Source organism: Providencia sp. PROV269 (assembly GCF_028477785.1).
GTDB classification, from domain to species: Bacteria; Pseudomonadota; Gammaproteobacteria; order Enterobacterales; family Enterobacteriaceae; genus Providencia; species Providencia rettgeri.
The window spans coordinates 170,135-187,284 of the sequence record NZ_JAMPLV010000001.1 but is presented as its reverse complement, the minus strand read 5'-3'; the positions used below and the strand labels follow the sequence as shown (position 1 = coordinate 187,284).

The window sequence follows — 17,150 nt, the reverse complement described above, 5'->3', positions numbered from 1 at the left end:
TCGATGGAACAGTTTAATAATCATGGCTTGGATGCCTTAGTTTGGGTGGCTAAATATTACCAAAACAATGTTTCATCAGATCAACTCAGGCACGCAATTGGTATGCAAACTATATCTCCTACAGAGTGGGAAATTAGAGAGTGTGCACATACATTGGGGTATGAAACCGAGCTTATTACTGCACGATACACACAATTAATAACGCTACCTTTACCCGCTTTAATCTATATAGATGGTTTTTGGCAAGTTATTAGCCAAGAAAATGAATTAATTCTCATTAACCCTACTAATGAGGAACGAAAACCTATTCATAACTCTATTGGACATCAAGAAACTGAATATGATGTATTACTCATTAAGGAGCAATTAGAGCCAGAGCAAAAAAAGGCCTTTGGCTTTAGCTGGTTTATTCCCTCTGTTTTGCGACAACATGTTAAATTACGAAATATTTTTATTCTCTCTGCCATTATTCAGCTTTTCGCCTTAATTAGCCCGCTGTTGTTTCAGAATTTAATCGACAAAGTGTTAGTTGGTCGCAGTCTCTCAAATTTACATGTCATTGCATTAGCGATTTTTGCCATTGCTGTTGCAGAACCGATATATGGTTTTATTCGTAATAAAATTTTTAGTCATAGTAGTAGCCAGATCAGTGCTGAGTTGTCAGGGAAAATTTATCGCCACTTAATGGCCTTACCGTTAAATTATTTTAAGTTAAGGCCAACAGGGAAAATTATTGCCAGAATCCGTGAATTAGCCCATATAAGGCAATTTTTAACGGGCTCAACACTGATGCTGTTTATTGATTTTATCTTTGTCATCCTTTTTGTCGCAGTTTTATTTTCCTACAGTAGTTTGATGGCTTGGATTTTATTGGGCTCAATGGGGGTATTTTTTGTTTTATGGATGATACTCGGCCCCATTATTCGCCAGCAAACTGAAAAATCTTATCAAGCGGATGAAAATGGTCTCACTTTTCTCACCGAAAGTATTACTGGGATTGAAACCATCAAAACAACCGCAACAGAAAAATACTTTAATCAACGTTGGAAAAAAATATTTAGCAAACAGCTAACTCAAAGCTTTAAAGTCTCAATGCGCAGTGAAGTAGCCTCTCAATTAATGACATTTGTGAGCAAAATAACGACTGCGATCCTTTTGTGGGTCGGTGTCAAAGAGGTATTAAATGGTGGAATTTCTCCTGGCGAATTAGTGGCATTTAATATGCTAAGTGCACATGTTACGCAGCCCGTATTGCGGTTTGCTCAGGTTTGGCAAGATTTCCAACATACCATTATTTCATTACGCCGAGTGGGAGATATTCTTGATGAACCGGTAGAAAATGAACGTAAAGGGATTGCAAATACATCAAATATTCACGGAAAAATAGAGTTTCAAAATATCCGTTTTCGCTATCAACCTGATACACCTGAAGTTCTCAATAATTTATCCTTAATGGTTAATGCAGGTGAATTTATTGGTATTACTGGCCCCTCAGGTTCAGGAAAAAGTACCTTAACGAAATTATTACAGCGGCTTTATGTCCCACAACATGGGCAAGTTATTGTTGATGGCATGGATTTAGCTGTCGCAGATACCGTATCATTACGCCGAAAAATGAGCGTCGTATTACAAGAAAGTACCTTATTCGTTGGTTCTATCGCAGAAAATATCCGTTTGAGTCATCCACAAGCGACTGACGAGCAGGTGATTCACGCAGCAAAATTAGCGGGAGCTTATGAATTTATCATGACATTGACTGATAATTTTAATTATCCCTTATCAGAAAAAGGCTCCAATCTTTCAGGTGGTCAACGTCAAAGGATTGCACTTGCGCGTGCATTACTCACCGAACCCGATATCTTAATTCTCGATGAGGCCACTTCTGCACTCGATTACGAGTCAGAAGCCGCCATTATGGAGAATATGCCATTAATTACTCAAGGAAGAACCGTCATTAGCATTGCTCACCGGCTAAATACGATTATGCACGCTGATAGGATATGTGTGATTTGCCAAGGAGAAGTACACGAGATGGATACCCACGAAAACTTACTCAAATCAAATGGTTTATACGCCAATTTATGGCACCAGCAGACACAATAATACGAATAAAAAAGCATCACGCTTATAGCAAGTGGTGCTTTTTTACCAAAAGCGCTCATTTTACAATCAATTAAACCCAATCATCATTGATGAAGCTATAGCACAAGGGGATTAGCTAGGGTATCATGGCGCGCTGAATTACTGGCACACCCTTTTAGCAGTTATAGACATGGCAAAAGAACAAACGGATCGAACGACACTAGATTTGTTCGCTGAGGAACGAAGGCCTGGGCGACCTAAAACAAGCCCGCTATCACGGGATGAACAACTGAGGATCAACAAACGCAACCAACTGAAACGAGATAAAGTGAAGGGATTGCGCAGAGTTGAATTGAAACTGAACGAAGACGCTGTCGCGGTATTGAATCAGTTAGCTGAAGATAAAAATATAAGCCGTAGTGAATTGATCGAAGAAATTTTGATGTCACAACTTGAACATGTTGATACATCAATACTCAAGTAACGTTATCTTGATAAATCACACAAATTTGACAGACTTAGCAACATTTTTTCGCCAAAATAAGGCGTAATATTCTATCTATTTTCGTTCTAAACGGGCTATAGAAGGCGAATTTTCACCTCTAGCTCTCTTAGAAAAACAAGAGGTTAATCACTTTATGGCAGTCATAGGCATTTTCTTCGGAAGTGACACAGGTAACACAGAAAATATTGCCAAAATGATCCAAGAAAGATTAGGCAAAGATGTAGCAGAAGTTCACGATATCGCGAAATGCAGCAAAGAAGATATTGAAGCTTTTGACATTCTACTTCTTGGTATTCCAACTTGGTATTATGGTGAAGCCCAATGTGACTGGGATGATTTTTTCCCTACTCTCGAAGAGATTGATTTCGAAGGTAAACTTGTCGCCTTATTTGGTTGTGGAGACCAAGAAGACTACGCTGAATATTTCTGTGATGCTATGGGTACGATCCGCGATATTATCGAACCACGTGGTGCTGTTATTGTTGGTCACTGGCCAACAGAAGGTTATCACTTTGAAGTATCCAAAGGCATGGCAGATGACAACCATTTTATTGGTTTAGCTATTGATGAAGATCGTCAACCTGAGCTAACTGATGAACGTGTTGATGCATGGGTAAAACAAATCTCTGAAGAAATGTCTTTAGCTGAAATTTTAGGCTGATAGACTACATAAAGAACCCTTACCCATAGATTACACCACTGTCTTACACAAAATGACCCCCCTAAGCCAGTGGCGTAGTCTAAAATAACCGATAAGGTATCCTAATAGGATAGGTTCTCAAGAGATTATCAAAATAATGAGACAATGCATGGTTTCTATTTTTATTTTCCATGCCTATAATTGTAAATCAGTTTAGAAGACAACTGTATTGATGTTAAAAATGTCTCATTATTGTTAAATTTATGATTTAAGATACAGGACAAACCCGCATGACAGACAACAATAAAGCATTGAAAAATGCTGGACTCAAAGTCACTCTTCCAAGATTAAAAATTTTGGAAGTACTTCAAGAGCCTGAGTGCCACCACGTCAGTGCGGAAGATCTCTATAAAAAGCTGATCGATATGGGTGAAGAGATCGGGTTAGCAACTGTATACCGCGTGTTAAACCAGTTTGATGATGCCGGTATCGTAACCCGTCACAACTTCGAGGGTGGTAAATCTGTATTCGAACTAACTCAGCAACATCACCATGACCATTTAATCTGTTTAGATTGTGGAAAAGTGATTGAGTTTACTGACGAATCCATTGAAACCCGCCAAAAGAATATCGCTGCTCGCCATGGCATTAAACTATCTAACCATAGTTTATATCTATATGGTCATTGCGCAGATGGTGATTGCCGTGACAATGCTGACGCACACGAAGCAAAAGAGTAATAGTATTCAACCATCGTTGATGAAACATCATGGTTAAAAATGCCAAAACCCTGATAATACAATTTTATCGGGGTTTTTTATTTTAAGTATTAATATTCCCTTTTTTACTCGATTAGTGATAATTGTTAGTAAGTAACTTAAACACAATTATTTATCACTGTATTTTAGCAACAATGCAAGATTTTTATAAAAACTATAATAGTTGCAATTCAAATCAAAACCCTTATATTATTTCAGAGATAAATATATTCCGTTATCTAGAATAATACTTTACATATCAAAGTGGTATATAAATAACATCATAGATGATTCCAAACATTTCATACTATTTAAAATTATTTAATTACCTTGCTATAATTTCAACTCCAAATTAGAGAGTTAATGATCCAAATGTAGTCATAACGTTAAATCATCATTTAAATGCGTAATTACATTTATTGACTAAACTAATTGAGTACTTGAGTACTTGAGTACTTGAGTAATTTGTAAGAGATTAACTGATGAAAAAAACCTATCTTTTTCTCAATACAAGTTTTTTCTTCTGGTTTCTTACTTTAATAGGGTGGTTTTTTAGCTATTCGTCTATCACCTTATTTTCGTTTGTATTATCAATACTGTTCTTGATCGTATACTTCAATCAAAAAAAGGTAAGTAAAATGTTCACCAAAAGACAAAACAAGCCCACGCCTACAGCGACGTCCCCTTCTATAAGTAATGAGCCTGAAGTGACTACAAAAATAGAAGAACAAATAACACTGTCAACTCCGACTATTAGTGAAGAAAAATCGAATACGATTATCTCTAGGGACGTTATTTTTGAAGGAAATATTACGTCTAATGAGCAAGTGCATATCTATGGGAAAGTCATTGGAAATATAACAGGAAAAGAAAATACGGTTAAAGTTATGTTAAACGGCCAAGTTACGGGAAATATCACCTGCAAAGAACTGGTGGTTAATGGTCGTATTGAAGGTGAATGCTTATCTGATACTATTTGTATTGAAAATAATGGGGAAATCCACGGTACTATCCATTACAGTAGTTTATCAATTAAAAAAGGGGGAATTTTATCTGGCCAAGCACAAGTTAAAAACCCACCCCATCAATCAGAAAAAGTTACCGTATTAAAAGATAAATTAAAACAAGATACCCTTATACTCAATGAAAGTGTAAATAACGCATCCTTGTAATCAAAAATAAAATAAGGTGAATAAATTCACCTTATTTTTAACTCTTAATATAAGTGTTTATTCTTGTCTTAATATTCCATTCAATATTAAAAATATATGGTAAGCCTTTAGCTATCAGGGCAAATGACTGCTATGGTTTCTTTATAGCAGTCATTGCTACTAAAGGATTTTACTAATTAGAATACCGTGAATGGCATCATCACCATAAATTTAATATCTTTTTCATCTTGGAAGATATTTCCGTAACCACCGCCATAGCTCGGAATATCTGTATGGTTATCATACTTGGTAAAATGCAGTTTAAATAGCGTATCTTTTGCTCGACCTGATTGTACGGTATATAAAATATCAAAGTTCCATGCACTTTCTTTTAAGCGTACATCCTGAGCATATTGGCTATTAGTACTTGGTTTAGCATCCCATCCATAAATATATGAGGTTCCAACCTTCCATCCAGCTAAGTCCCAATTTTTTAAATCATACATAACACCGGCCATAACGGCTTTTTCATTATTAGCATTCCAATCCGAACGGCCATCCCACCAAATGTCCATGCGACCATTTGATGTTGCCCAACCGGGGGTCATACGCTGCAGGAAATAACCTTGGTTACCTTTGGCTTTTACATAGGTTCCTTCTAATTTAAAATCAAATTCATCGTAAGTGTAGCCTAGTGTCATCGCTTGCAACCAAGCTAAACCGTCATAAACATCGTTAACTCCACCGCCTGAAACCTTATCTTTTGCACCATAAAATTGATAAGACATACGTAAGTCACGGTCAACAACAGGAACTGCATAGGAAACCTTGGCAAAATATTGATCCATATAGCTTTTAGCTTGCCCATATGCCCCTTCTAAGACTAAATTGTTTTTAAAGTCATATTTAAAGCCAATTGAGTGTAAATAACTGATCCCAGTTTCACCATCCGCTTCACGAAAGTCATACATGCTACGGTACCAAGGTGCTTTATAGCGGTCAGTCCACATATAGGACATGCTAAGTTCACCATTTTGCTCAAAATCAAACACCCCGCCTACCTCTAATCCGCGATATGTACCCGGCATATAGCTCCAGTGGGATGCGAGTATAGTTTGACCAGTAGGTTGAATATAGCCACCTCTACCCCAGAAAGGGCCATATTTCAATTTTGCAGCAGCCTTATAAAAAGTCACACCACTACGATCTCCAGTCCATTTTTCATCCCAACGTGATTTCGCATCACTAAAGCCGATTTCATTGGGTGCAGCTGGCCCACTATTAGATAACTCAATAGCGGTAAAACCCGCTAAATCTAGCCCGATGATGTCCTGAAAATAACCGGATGAGAAATCAAGACTGGCATTAAATGTTGAGTGTTTAAGATTATCCGCATACTTTTTATATTTATCGCTATTTGGGTCTAAATCTTTACGTGAACGATCGCGTTGCCAGTAGTAAAGGCCACCTGTAAGTTTTGAATCTTCAATAAATTGCTCCGCATGCATGATTGGTTGATAACCAATAGGAAGCATTGCTATTGCAATTTTTAAGACGAGCAATTTCCTGCCAGTATTGACATTTTTATTAACCATTCTTGTATTCCTCTAATATTTTTTAATTTTATTTTTCGGCCGAAATACGATTTAACTTTCCATTTAAATCTAAATATTCACAATGAGTTATATCTCTTGCGATGTATTTAGCCTATTTTTTGCAACGCGAATTATCAACACAGATACAGGCTTTGTTGCCAAAATATGATCAACGGCACATTAATTTTAATTAACTGTCATTATCACCGATGATGACCTTGCTAAAAATAAAAAGTAATTGATTGATAAATATAAAAAATATGCATGGGATACGTATAAGGAAGTGTTTAAGAAAAAATCAATAAATTAACTAATTGTTCCTTAATTTCGTCTATTCTGCAGGAATTCGCTAAGTTCTATCACCACATTGACCTAATTGCCTTAAAATAGATCAGATTACTGAGTCAAATAATTAGGATAAATGTTGTTATGCTGAAAAATAACATACACAGCTATAAAATTTCTCAATAAATAATCAAATAAAATGTACAGCATTATTAAGAAAAGCACCGCATTATCATTTGCTATTATGAACTCTCCTTTTCAATATAAAGAGTTCGTAAATGAAAATAGACTTAACAGGCAAACGCGCATTAGTCAGTGCATCAACAGCTGGAATTGGTTATGCAATTGCTAAAGGCCTCGCTAATTGTGGCGCAGAAGTTTTGATTAATGGCCGTAACAATATACGTGTTAATGATGCCGTTTCTCTGCAGCGACTGCCGAAGAAGTCGCGAATATGGTAGTTTATACCTGCTCTAAACAAGCCTCAGCGACTGCCGAAGAAGTCGCGAATATGGTAGTTTATACCTGCTCTAAACAAGCCTCAGCGACTTCCGGTGCAGCCTTACGTGTTGATGGTGGCGTTATCGATGACATTGTGTAATTCGAGCATTCAATAATATTGCCTTATTGTCACAGCAAAACTAACGGGGTACAGGCTACTGCACCCCGCTGTATGAAATAAATACTCGTTTTGATAATTAATATTTTTCGAATAATGCCTGAATTTGCTGAGGATCTTTAGTCTGAGTTAAGGCTAATTGCAGCAATACGCGCGCTTTTTGCGGATTTAACCTTTCTGAAGCAACAAAACCATATAAGTTATCATCCACTTCGGCATTTCTTGTCGTATACCCTGTTGGTACACGGCTTGAGCGAACGACAACCACGTCTTCTTTCGCTGCTTTTGCTAAAGCGTCAAAGACAGTCTTATACATATTACCGTTACCCACACCCGCGCTTACAATTCCTTCAACCCCTTCTTCTCTCAAGGCTTTCACAGGAGCTGCTGATGCATTGGCATAGTTATAAACGATACCTACCGCAGGGAGCTTTTCGAGCTTACTGACGTCGAATGCCGCTTTGTCACTACGAGGTTGCGCTGCTTGGAAATAAGTAACTTTACCATCATGAATAAAGCCTTCTGCCCCACTATTAACGGCATCAAACGCTTGTACTTCAGTGGTGCTCATTTTCATCACATTACGGCCTTGCACGACTTTATCGTTCATTGCCATCAAAACACCGCGCTCTCCAGCAGACTTATCCGTCGCTAAAACGACTGCATTATACAGGTTCAAAGGACCGTCAGCACCTAAAGCCGTTGACGGTCGCATTGCACCAACCAAGACAATGGGCTTTTTACATTGCGTGGTTAAATCAAGGAAGAATGCCGTTTCTTCTAAAGTATCAGTCCCGTGAGTGATTACAAAACCATCTGTTTTATCGCAATCTTGGTTAATTTTTTTCGCCAGTGCCAGCCAAACTTGGTCATTCATATCTTGCGAACCAATATTCACCAATTGCTCACCGCTTAAATTAGCGATTTTTTTGGTTTCTGGCACCGCATTAATTAAAGCATCAATCCCTACTTTACCCGCTTGGTAACTGGAGGATGTGGCTGAATCACCACCACCTGCTATCGTTCCCCCTGTCGCCAATACCGTAATATTCGGTTGAGCGATAGCGGATACGGCAAACAGTGAAACCAATGTCGCCAAAAGCGCTTTATTTCTGTTTTTCATCCTATTTTCCTTTCATTAATAAACTTCGGTTATTATGTGGAATTGTGCTGAATTTTATGTGACCTATACAATTATTTTAGGATAAATAATGAATTTTAAGATGATTTATCTATGAATGAATAAAAAGCGTGAGGCTTGCAGCAAAAATCCGTATCATAGCCCGTTTGAAACACTCTATTCACAAGTGACTGACAATGAGCCAAACTTTTATTCCCGGCAAAGATGCCGCTCTTGAAGATTCCATTGATGCATTTCAAACCAAATTAAAGAAATTAGGGTTTGATATTGAAGAAGCCTCTTGGTTAAACCCTGTACCTAACGTTTGGTCTGTACATATCCGCGATAAAGCGTGCCCACTTTGCTTTACTAATGGTAAAGGGGCGAGCAAGAAAGCTGCATTAGCCTCAGCGCTTGGTGAGTATTTTGAGCGTTTATCAACGAATTACTTCTTTGCGGATTTCTACCTAGGTAAATCTATTGCTGAAGGGGATTTTGTCCACTACCCTAATGAAAAATGGTTCCCATTAACCGAAGATGATAGCTTACCTGAAGGGTTATTAGACAATCGTTTGATTAAGTTTTATGACCCCGACAACGCCTTAGCCGCCAGCCAATTAATTGACTTACAATCCGGCAATGAAGAACGCGGTATTTGTGCCCTGCCATTTACCCGTCAATCAGACAACCAAACCGTATATATTCCAATGAATATTGTTGGCAATCTCTATGTTTCTAACGGGATGTCTGCGGGCAATACAGCCAACGAAGCTCGTGTACAAGGACTTTCCGAAGTCTTTGAACGCTTTGTAAAAAATAAAATCATTGCTGAAAGTATTAGCCTACCGGCTATCCCAGCAGACGTCATGGCACGCTACCCTGCGGTAGTTGAAGCGGTTGAAACCTTAGAAAAAGAAGGTTTTCCAATTTTCTGTTATGACGCATCACTCGGTGGCCAGTACCCTGTGATTTGTGTGGTGTTATTTAACCCACAAAATGGGACTTGTTTTGCCTCATTTGGTGCTCACCCCGACTTTGGTGTTGCCCTTGAGCGTACCGTCACGGAATTACTGCAAGGCCGTGGCTTAAAAGACCTCGATGTGTTTAATGCACCGACCTTTGATGACGAAGAAGTGGCTGAGCACACGAATCTTGAAACTCACTTTATTGATTCAAGCGGTTTAATTAGCTGGGATCTGTTTAAAGATGATGCCGATTATGTCTTTGCAGATTGGAGCTTTAAAGGCACAACTCAAGAAGAGTTTGCAACACTTATCAGTATTTTCAATACATTAGATGCTGAAGTCTATATTGCAGATTATAACCACTTGGGTGTCTACGCTTGCCGAATCTTAGTCCCAGGTATGTCTGATATTTACCCAGTTGAAGACTTACATATCGCCAATAACGCGATGGGCGCTTATTTACGCGACACCATTATCAACCTACCTGATAGCCAATGGGAAAAACAAGACTATCTTGCCCTTATCGAGCAATTAGATGACGACGGTTTAGATGATTTTACCCGTGTTCGTGAATTACTTGGTTTGGCAGTAGGTAAAGACAATGGGTGGAGTAACCTGCGTATTGGTGAACTAAAATCCATGTTGGCACTAGCGGGTGGTGATCTTGAACAAGCACTTGCTTGGGTTGAATGGACACAAGACTTCAATAGCTCAGTATTTACTGCCGAGCGCGCAAATTATTATCGTTGCTTGCAAACCCTGTTGTTGTTATCTCAAGAAGAAGAACGTGACCCTGCGCAATACTACAACGCCTTTGTGCGTATGTATGGTCAAGAGGCAGTAGATGCTGCATCAGCCGCTATCGCTGGGGAATCATGCTTCTATGGCTTGTGGTCTATTGACGAAGAACTTAAAGCACTTCCTGCGCATCAAGCTTTGCTGGCTGCTTATGAAAAGCTGCAAAAAGCAAAGCGTGATAATGCATAATGTGAATTAAATCGTTGACGGGGAACTTGCCCCGTCAACATTTTTACATTTTATTGGTTTATATTAATTATAAATCCAATGAACGTTTCCATAATAAGAAATCAAACTGTTCTAGGCGATCCGCTTGGACCTGATAGTCACCGCTTGCCGTATCAATTACCCGTTCAAATAGCCCTTTACTTATTGTCGGTAATGGAACCCCATCAATAATTGGCCCGCAATCATAATCAATTATGTCCGATAGGCGCTCTGCAATGGCACTATTCGTCGATATTTTTAAAACAGGTACAATCGGGTTCCCTGTGGGAGTGCCAAGCCCTGTTGAGAAAATAACCACATTACACCCTGCAGCAACAAGTCCTGTGACTGCATCAACATCATTACCCGGCGTACAAACTAAGGATAACCCACTGTCAGGCATCGGCTCCGCATAGTCACACACCGCACTAATCGGTGAGGTTCCGCCCTTTTTAGCCGCTCCGGTCGATTTAATCGCATCGGTTATTAACCCGTCCGCAATATTGCCGGGACTTGGGTTATCGGCAATGGTAGTATTAAAGAAATTCGCTGTTTTTTCATAACGTTCCATCAAATCTAAGAATTTTTTCTTATCCTCAAAAGAGACGCACCGCTTCACCATATCCCCTTCTGCACCACATAATTCCGGAAATTCAGCTAACCCTGATGCGCCCCCCAAAGTCACTAGCCAATCAGAAACTAGCCCCATCGCAGGGTTACCCGAGATCCCAGAAAAACCGTCAGAAGCGCCACATTTCACACCGAGTTTTAAATGAGACAACGGAACGTCCACACGAGATTGCGGTATGACGGCCTTCATGCACTCATAGGTTTGCTTCAATGCTGTTTGCATCATTTCTTCTTCGCTACTCCACTCTTGCTGGCGAAAGTAAAGTGCAGGTTTAGCAAAATTAGGGTTACGAGCAACAAGTGACTCTTTAAACATTTTACGCTGTGCTTTTTCACAGCCCAAACTGAATACCGTAATACCGATGACATTAGGGTGGTCCGCATAAGCAGCAAGCACATCACACATCGTTTTACTGTCAGAGGTCGCTCCACCACAACCACTCGTGACCGTAATACATCGTACACCTTCTATATGTGGGAATAATTTAGGTTTTGCCGTTCCCCCTTGCTCACCAGCTGTTAAATCCAACGCAAAATTTTTCAAACTATTATTGGTATAACCTAATGCTTCATTTAAGGCGTCTGTAAGTTTTGTTACATTGCGGTTTTCACAAAATACCAATGGAAAAATTAACCAGTAGTTTGCGGTTCCTACTCGCCCATCCTCACGTACATAGCCTTTAAATGTGCGTCCTTGATATGCAGATACATCAGGTGCATTCCACTCGTACGGTGCATCTTGTTCTAAAGAAACTGGGGCTGCATAGTGGCGAATATTATCGACTGTGATAACTTCACCTTTTGCAATTGGCTTTGTTGCTTTTCCTACTGCTGTGCCATACATAGAAACAATGCCATCAACGGGTATCGCTTCCATGGCAAATTTATGCTTTGCTTTAACATCAGTCACGAGGATCACATCTTCACTTCCCCAGTGATAAATATCCCCTGCTTGCAAGTCCTTTAAGGCAACAATTAGGTTGTCGCTCTCATCAATTTTGAGAATTTTTTGCATGTCACACCTTCCTAAAAATTGTCATTAGTTAGATGACAATGCGTTGAGATTCTTGTTATGCGTATTTTTTTTAAGTAATGCGATTAAGACGGCACAACCTACGGTGATCACCGCTAATGTCACGATACCTGCGGTATTGCTATTCATCATTTTATCGACTTCCACGCGAATGATTGGCGCGAGGAATGAACAAAATGCCCCCATGGTGGTACAGAAACCAATTCCTGCTGCTAATGCAGGGCCGCTTAATAACTGAGGAGGAAACGTCCAAAACACTGGTTGAACGGATAAAAAACCAACAGCGCTTAAACATAATGCTGCAATAGCAAAAACAGGGCTTGCAAATGCTGACAATGCCAAACCTAATGCTGCGGCTAACATACACAGCACTGAGATTTCGATGCGACGAGTTGGATGGCGGTCAGCAAAACGAGGAATGTAATACACCCCGAATGCAGAACAAGCCCAAGGTATGGCAGCAACTAAGGATTGTTTAAAACCTAAACTTTCCCCCATTAAGGACGCAACTTGGGAAGGCAGAAAGAACATCAAACCGTATACTGAAATTTGTATCGTGCCGTAAATCAGTGCAAGGTGCCAAACTTTGATATTTTTTAGTGCAGATAATACCGATGTGGTTTCAGTTTTTGCATTTTCTTTGGCTAATTGTTCAGTTAGCGCTTTTTTCTCTTCTTCGGTTAAAAAACGGGCTTTTTCAGGGCTATCATCCAAATAAAAGAAAGCAAAAATACCAATCACAACGGCAGGAAGTCCTTCAATGACAAACATCCAGAACCAACCTGGCCGGCCTAACCAGCCATGCAATTCCAGTAACGCGCCTGATAATGGCGAACCCAGTGTCAATGCCAAAGGTACACCTAGAACAAAGATCCCAATTACAGACCCACGTACATTATTGGGGAAATAAATTGAGGCTAATAATAGAATGCCTGGATAAAAGCCAGCTTCCCCAAGTCCCAACAAGAAACGCAAAACTATAAATTGCGTTTCATTGGTGATAAAACCTGTCATTGCCGACAGAACGCCCCAGATTACCGTGGTAATACTCAGCCACTTTTGCGCACCAATTTTGTTTAAAATTAAGTTAGCGGGAATGCCAAATAGCGCATATGCAGCAAAGAAAATACCGGCACCAAAAGCAAACGCTGAATCAGATAAACCAATGTCGACTTGCATTGCATCTTTCGCAAAACCTACGTTGACTCGGTCAATAAATGCAACAAAATACAAAATAAACATCAGGGGTACTAAACGTTTCCACGATTTGGCTATCGCAGAATTTAAAACAGGATTGTTATAAGCTTTAGTTGTCGCCATGATATTTTTCCCTGTTGGTAAGATGTTCTATTGTGTTTGATTCAGGAAAGGTCAGAGCGGTGAATCAGCAAGGGTTAACAACTGCTGAAGTTGCTCAATCTGTATATTGTTCAACCCAATAAATGGTGCTGTACAATAATCTGAATTAACCACACCTTTTAGCTGCAACGCTTTCTTAAAGGTTGGGATGAATGGCGCATTGACGCCATATATAGCCATCAATTGGTCTACTCGTTGCTGGTGTTTTGCCACTAACGCTAAATCACCTTGGGTAAACGCCTGCATCCATGATGCAAAAAATTGCGGCACAATATTTGAAAGCCCACCAATGCACCCATTTCCCCCCGATAACACCACATGAGCAAAGTTATTATCGTAACCTGCGTATACCTCAAAATGAGGCAAGCGTGATTTCACCGTTTCAATCACTTGGGCGGTATGAGTCGTGTCAGGAATGGTATCTTTCAATCCGATGATATTGGGATATTTATCCGCTAAACGTAGGCAAACATCAGGGGAGACAGAATAACCTGTTCGTTCAGGAAAGTTATAAATGAAAATGTTAGCAGATGTTTTTGCTGCTATCGCACTGTAAAAACGAAAAATACCTTCATCATCTAGCGGGAAATAATATGGGCTAATAATCATCACCCCATCGATTCCTTTTTCATATGCATAGTTAGCCAATTCAATCGACTCTTCCACATCAAGGCGGCTTGCCCCTGCATAAACACGCATTTCCTCCTTGGGATAACGACCACATAGGTCGATGAGTTTTTTTGAGCTCTGCATATTGAGCGCAAAAAACTCCCCCGTGCTTCCCATAGTGACAAAACCGGAGACTTTGCCCTTCAATGAGTCATAAACACGTATATTTTGTTCTATATCCACTCGACCTTTGTCATCAAAAATGGTCACTACTGGAGTGATATAACGACTTTCCATACTGATAATCTCCTCGTTACCGATGTTCATATATACAAACTATATTCATAAATAAAAACTATAAACAAGAAATCATGAATCATTGATTGAGTCAAATTCATACAACTCATATGAAAATTTTATGTAATAATCTGATTAAAAAGATATTTGAAGGGATTAAGTGGTCATAAAGCTAACTAAAGAATAATTTTTTTATTGCTAAATTTTGAGCAAGGTCACGCCTTTTGGATGACTTTACCCATTATTAAGAGTGACCAATTTGAGATTAAACGTATTCCTGAGATGATTTACATAGTGGTATTTTAAACCTAGAATAGCGACAAAATTAATCAGGGAGGTGGTTTAATGTCTACGGGGCACATGCCGACAATTCGGGTATTAGAAATACTGCAAGTTTTATCGGCTGAAAATACTGGGCTTTCTTTGACGCAACTTTCTGATAAAACACAAATATTAAAAGGGACGATTTATCCTATCTTAAAAACATTGGTTGAACATCGGTATATTAATTACGATGATAATAGCCAGCTATATTATTTAGGTATCGCCTGCTCGCTTCTTTCCCGCTCATTTTTCGAAAAATCCTATTGGCTAAAAATGGTTCATCGGGAAATGGTGCATATCGTTGATGAATGCAATGAAGTGTGCCAAATGGGGATTTTAGACGGTGCTAATGTGTTATACATTGATAAAGTTCAATCGGCGCAAAAGGTCCAATTAATCTCTAATATTGGAACTCGTTTGCCTGCGATTTACTCGGCACTGGGTAAGGCTATGATTTTTAGCTACAGTGACCAGCAAATTTCCGAACTTTATCCTTCGGGTTTTACTCCGTTAACCCAATACAGCGTGCAAACTTTGGCTGAACTGCGCCTACAGCTTAACGCGGTTCGCGAAAATAGTTATGCCGTTGATAATAAAGAAATTGATGAAGAAACCATTTGTTATGCTGTCTCATTACGACAACGCAATAACATCATTGCGGCAATCAGTGTGTCTATCCCAACCTTCCGCATCGATGAACCCAAAGTGAACCAAGTCATCAAAACGCTCTTAACTAGTCGAGAACGTATTGAGCAAGAACTAAACACTCTTGACAATATTGAATTTTATACCTAGTTACAACGTTAAAAACGGATTGTTTTATTAAGATATATCACTTTAATTTATCGATTAATTTATATTAATCTTTTATTATTTGCATAATTGTTAGATAAATATTGCAAAAATATGGTTTGGCTAAGGAATATATATCGGAATCTCCCCTAATTAACTAGGGCATTATGCAAACATAAGTTAAATTATATGCCAAAGAGATCATATTCATCTTAAATAGTTAACATTTACGCGTATATTTTTACTTATTTTGCTGGCCAAAACTGACTTTATAAAAATTTTATATAAATTTTAAAAAATATTTAAACCTTATTTATCAAATGGATAAGTTGTAATTTAACATTAAATTAACCGTTTTCACCACTCTCTCTAGAGAGTTCATGATCCATATCAAATTTATCAATTCTCCCCTTTGTTACTATTATTGCGTGCTATAATTAATCAACTTTGTAAGAGAGTGTTGGTATGAAAGCTGACAACCCTTTTAATTTATTGCCACCAGCTGTAATGGCGCAAGTCGCAGATGATGCCTCTGTTTATAAGGCAAATAAACATCCTGCAATTACTTACTTGTCAGCATTCACTGCCGGTATTTTTATCTCTATCGCATTTGTATTCTATATCACGGCAACAACCGGGGCAGCTGAAGCGCCTTATGGTTTCACTAAACTTATTGGCGGGATTTGTTTCTCCTTAGGCCTGATGTTAGTGGTTGTATGTGGTGCAGACCTTTTCACCTCCACCGTACTCACTATCGTCTCAAAAGCCACAGGTAGAATCACTTGGGGGCAAATGTTCCTCAACTGGTTTAATGTCTATATTGGTAACTTAATTGGCGCGCTGTTCTTTGTTGCACTGATTTGGTTTGCAGGACAATACACCGCAGCCAATGGCCAATGGGGATTAAATGTATTACAAACCACCAGCCATAAATTGCACCATACCTTTATTGAAGCGGTTGCATTAGGAATTTTAGCAAACTTAATGGTTTGCCTTGCCGTTTGGATGAGTTACTCCGGCCGTAGTTTAACTGATAAACTGGTCGTTCTAGTGTTACCTGTCGCGATGTTTGTGGCGAGTGGTTTTGAGCATAGTATTGCAAACATGTTCATGATCCCATTAGGTATTATGATTAAAGAGTTTGCACCTGCTGAATATTGGTCTCAAATAAATATGTCTCCTGATCAATTTTCACACCTAACAGTCGGTAACTTTATTACAGATAACTTAATTCCAGTTACTATCGGAAATATTATTGGCGGCGCGATTTTAGTCGGCCTCATTTATTGGTTTATGCATTTACGTAGTGGCCAAAAACATTAATAGCCACTGACACACACTAAAAGATTTATTAAGATCCCTAAAAGATCCATTGTTAAAA

General features: G+C 39.0%; 13 protein-coding genes and 2 pseudogenes. 10 read left to right on the top strand and 5 right to left on the bottom strand.

Going from position 1 to position 17,150, the window contains the following annotated elements; translation table 11 throughout:
- Positions 1–3: 3 nt before the first annotated feature.
- The 5 genes from PR683_RS00820 to PR683_RS00800 all read left to right on the top strand — a co-directional run bounded on the left by PR683_RS00820 (position 4) and on the right by PR683_RS00800 (position 5,157).
- Positions 4–2,103: a type I secretion system permease/ATPase gene (locus tag PR683_RS00820; RefSeq protein ID WP_123382115.1), complete on the top strand. Its 2,100-nt coding sequence runs from the start codon at positions 4–6 to the stop codon at positions 2,101–2,103.
- 169 nt (positions 2,104–2,272) lie between these two features.
- Positions 2,273–2,566, top strand: coding sequence for a LexA regulated protein (ybfE, locus tag PR683_RS00815; protein ID WP_004909532.1), 294 nt, complete (start codon positions 2,273–2,275; stop codon positions 2,564–2,566).
- A 154-nt stretch (positions 2,567–2,720) separates the two neighbouring features.
- Positions 2,721–3,248: a flavodoxin FldA gene (gene fldA, locus PR683_RS00810; RefSeq protein ID WP_004256261.1), complete on the top strand. Its 528-nt coding sequence runs from the start codon at positions 2,721–2,723 to the stop codon at positions 3,246–3,248.
- A gap of 269 nt (positions 3,249–3,517) precedes the next feature.
- Complete coding sequence (gene fur / locus PR683_RS00805) at positions 3,518–3,967, top strand: ferric iron uptake transcriptional regulator (protein ID WP_004256285.1); 450 nt, start codon at positions 3,518–3,520, stop codon at positions 3,965–3,967.
- A 656-nt stretch (positions 3,968–4,623) separates the two neighbouring features.
- Positions 4,624–5,157, top strand: coding sequence for a bactofilin family protein (locus PR683_RS00800; RefSeq protein WP_004909525.1), 534 nt, complete (start codon positions 4,624–4,626; stop codon positions 5,155–5,157).
- 176 nt (positions 5,158–5,333) lie between these two features.
- Here PR683_RS00800 and chiP read toward each other — a convergent pair whose 3' ends face one another.
- On the bottom strand, positions 5,334–6,731 hold the full coding sequence (chiP, locus tag PR683_RS00795; RefSeq protein WP_109911038.1) for a chitoporin ChiP: 1,398 nt from the start codon (positions 6,729–6,731) through the stop codon (positions 5,334–5,336).
- A 563-nt stretch (positions 6,732–7,294) separates the two neighbouring features.
- On the opposite strand from chiP, the pseudogene PR683_RS20355 reads away from it, so the two are divergent.
- Both PR683_RS20355 and PR683_RS20350 read left to right on the top strand, forming a co-directional pair.
- Positions 7,295–7,441: pseudogene (locus PR683_RS20355) on the top strand (oxidoreductase); the annotation flags it as partial.
- Positions 7,442–7,494: 53 nt separating this feature from the next.
- Positions 7,495–7,617, top strand: a pseudogene (locus tag PR683_RS20350) (SDR family oxidoreductase); the annotation flags it as partial.
- A 97-nt stretch (positions 7,618–7,714) separates the two neighbouring features.
- On the opposite strand, the gene ansB reads toward PR683_RS20350, so the two are convergent.
- A complete protein-coding gene (gene ansB, locus PR683_RS00785; RefSeq protein WP_109911037.1) occupies positions 7,715–8,758 on the bottom strand; it encodes an L-asparaginase 2 in 1,044 nt (347 codons plus the stop codon).
- 194 nt (positions 8,759–8,952) lie between these two features.
- On the opposite strand from ansB, the gene ycaO reads away from it, so the two are divergent.
- Positions 8,953–10,707 (top strand): 30S ribosomal protein S12 methylthiotransferase accessory factor YcaO, encoded by a 1,755-nt coding sequence (ycaO, locus tag PR683_RS00780; RefSeq protein WP_272513414.1) that lies wholly within the window; start codon positions 8,953–8,955, stop codon positions 10,705–10,707.
- A gap of 67 nt (positions 10,708–10,774) precedes the next feature.
- Here ycaO and PR683_RS00775 read toward each other — a convergent pair whose 3' ends face one another.
- From PR683_RS00775 to PR683_RS00765, 3 genes are read right to left on the bottom strand one after another with little or no spacing between them, the layout of a single operon-like run.
- Positions 10,775–12,370 carry a UxaA family hydrolase gene (locus PR683_RS00775; RefSeq protein WP_196718686.1) on the bottom strand — a complete coding sequence of 532 codons (1,596 nt, stop codon included), beginning with the start codon at positions 12,368–12,370 and terminating at the stop codon, positions 10,775–10,777.
- Positions 12,371–12,394: 24 nt separating this feature from the next.
- The gene (locus PR683_RS00770; protein WP_117162151.1) at positions 12,395–13,708 is read right to left on the bottom strand and encodes an MFS transporter; all 1,314 of its coding nucleotides are present in this window, start codon (positions 13,706–13,708) and stop codon (positions 12,395–12,397) included.
- 51 nt (positions 13,709–13,759) lie between these two features.
- Positions 13,760–14,653, bottom strand: coding sequence for a dihydrodipicolinate synthase family protein (locus PR683_RS00765; RefSeq protein WP_117162152.1), 894 nt, complete (start codon positions 14,651–14,653; stop codon positions 13,760–13,762).
- Between the two features lie 345 nt (positions 14,654–14,998).
- Between PR683_RS00765 and PR683_RS00760 the strand changes: the two genes are divergently transcribed.
- Together PR683_RS00760 and focA are read left to right on the top strand one after the other, a co-directional pair.
- Positions 14,999–15,772, top strand: coding sequence for an IclR family transcriptional regulator (locus tag PR683_RS00760; protein ID WP_272581621.1), 774 nt, complete (start codon positions 14,999–15,001; stop codon positions 15,770–15,772).
- Positions 15,773–16,234: 462 nt separating this feature from the next.
- The gene (gene focA, locus PR683_RS00755; RefSeq protein ID WP_109911032.1) at positions 16,235–17,092 is read left to right on the top strand and encodes a formate transporter FocA; all 858 of its coding nucleotides are present in this window, start codon (positions 16,235–16,237) and stop codon (positions 17,090–17,092) included.
- Positions 17,093–17,150: the final 58 nt, after the last annotated feature.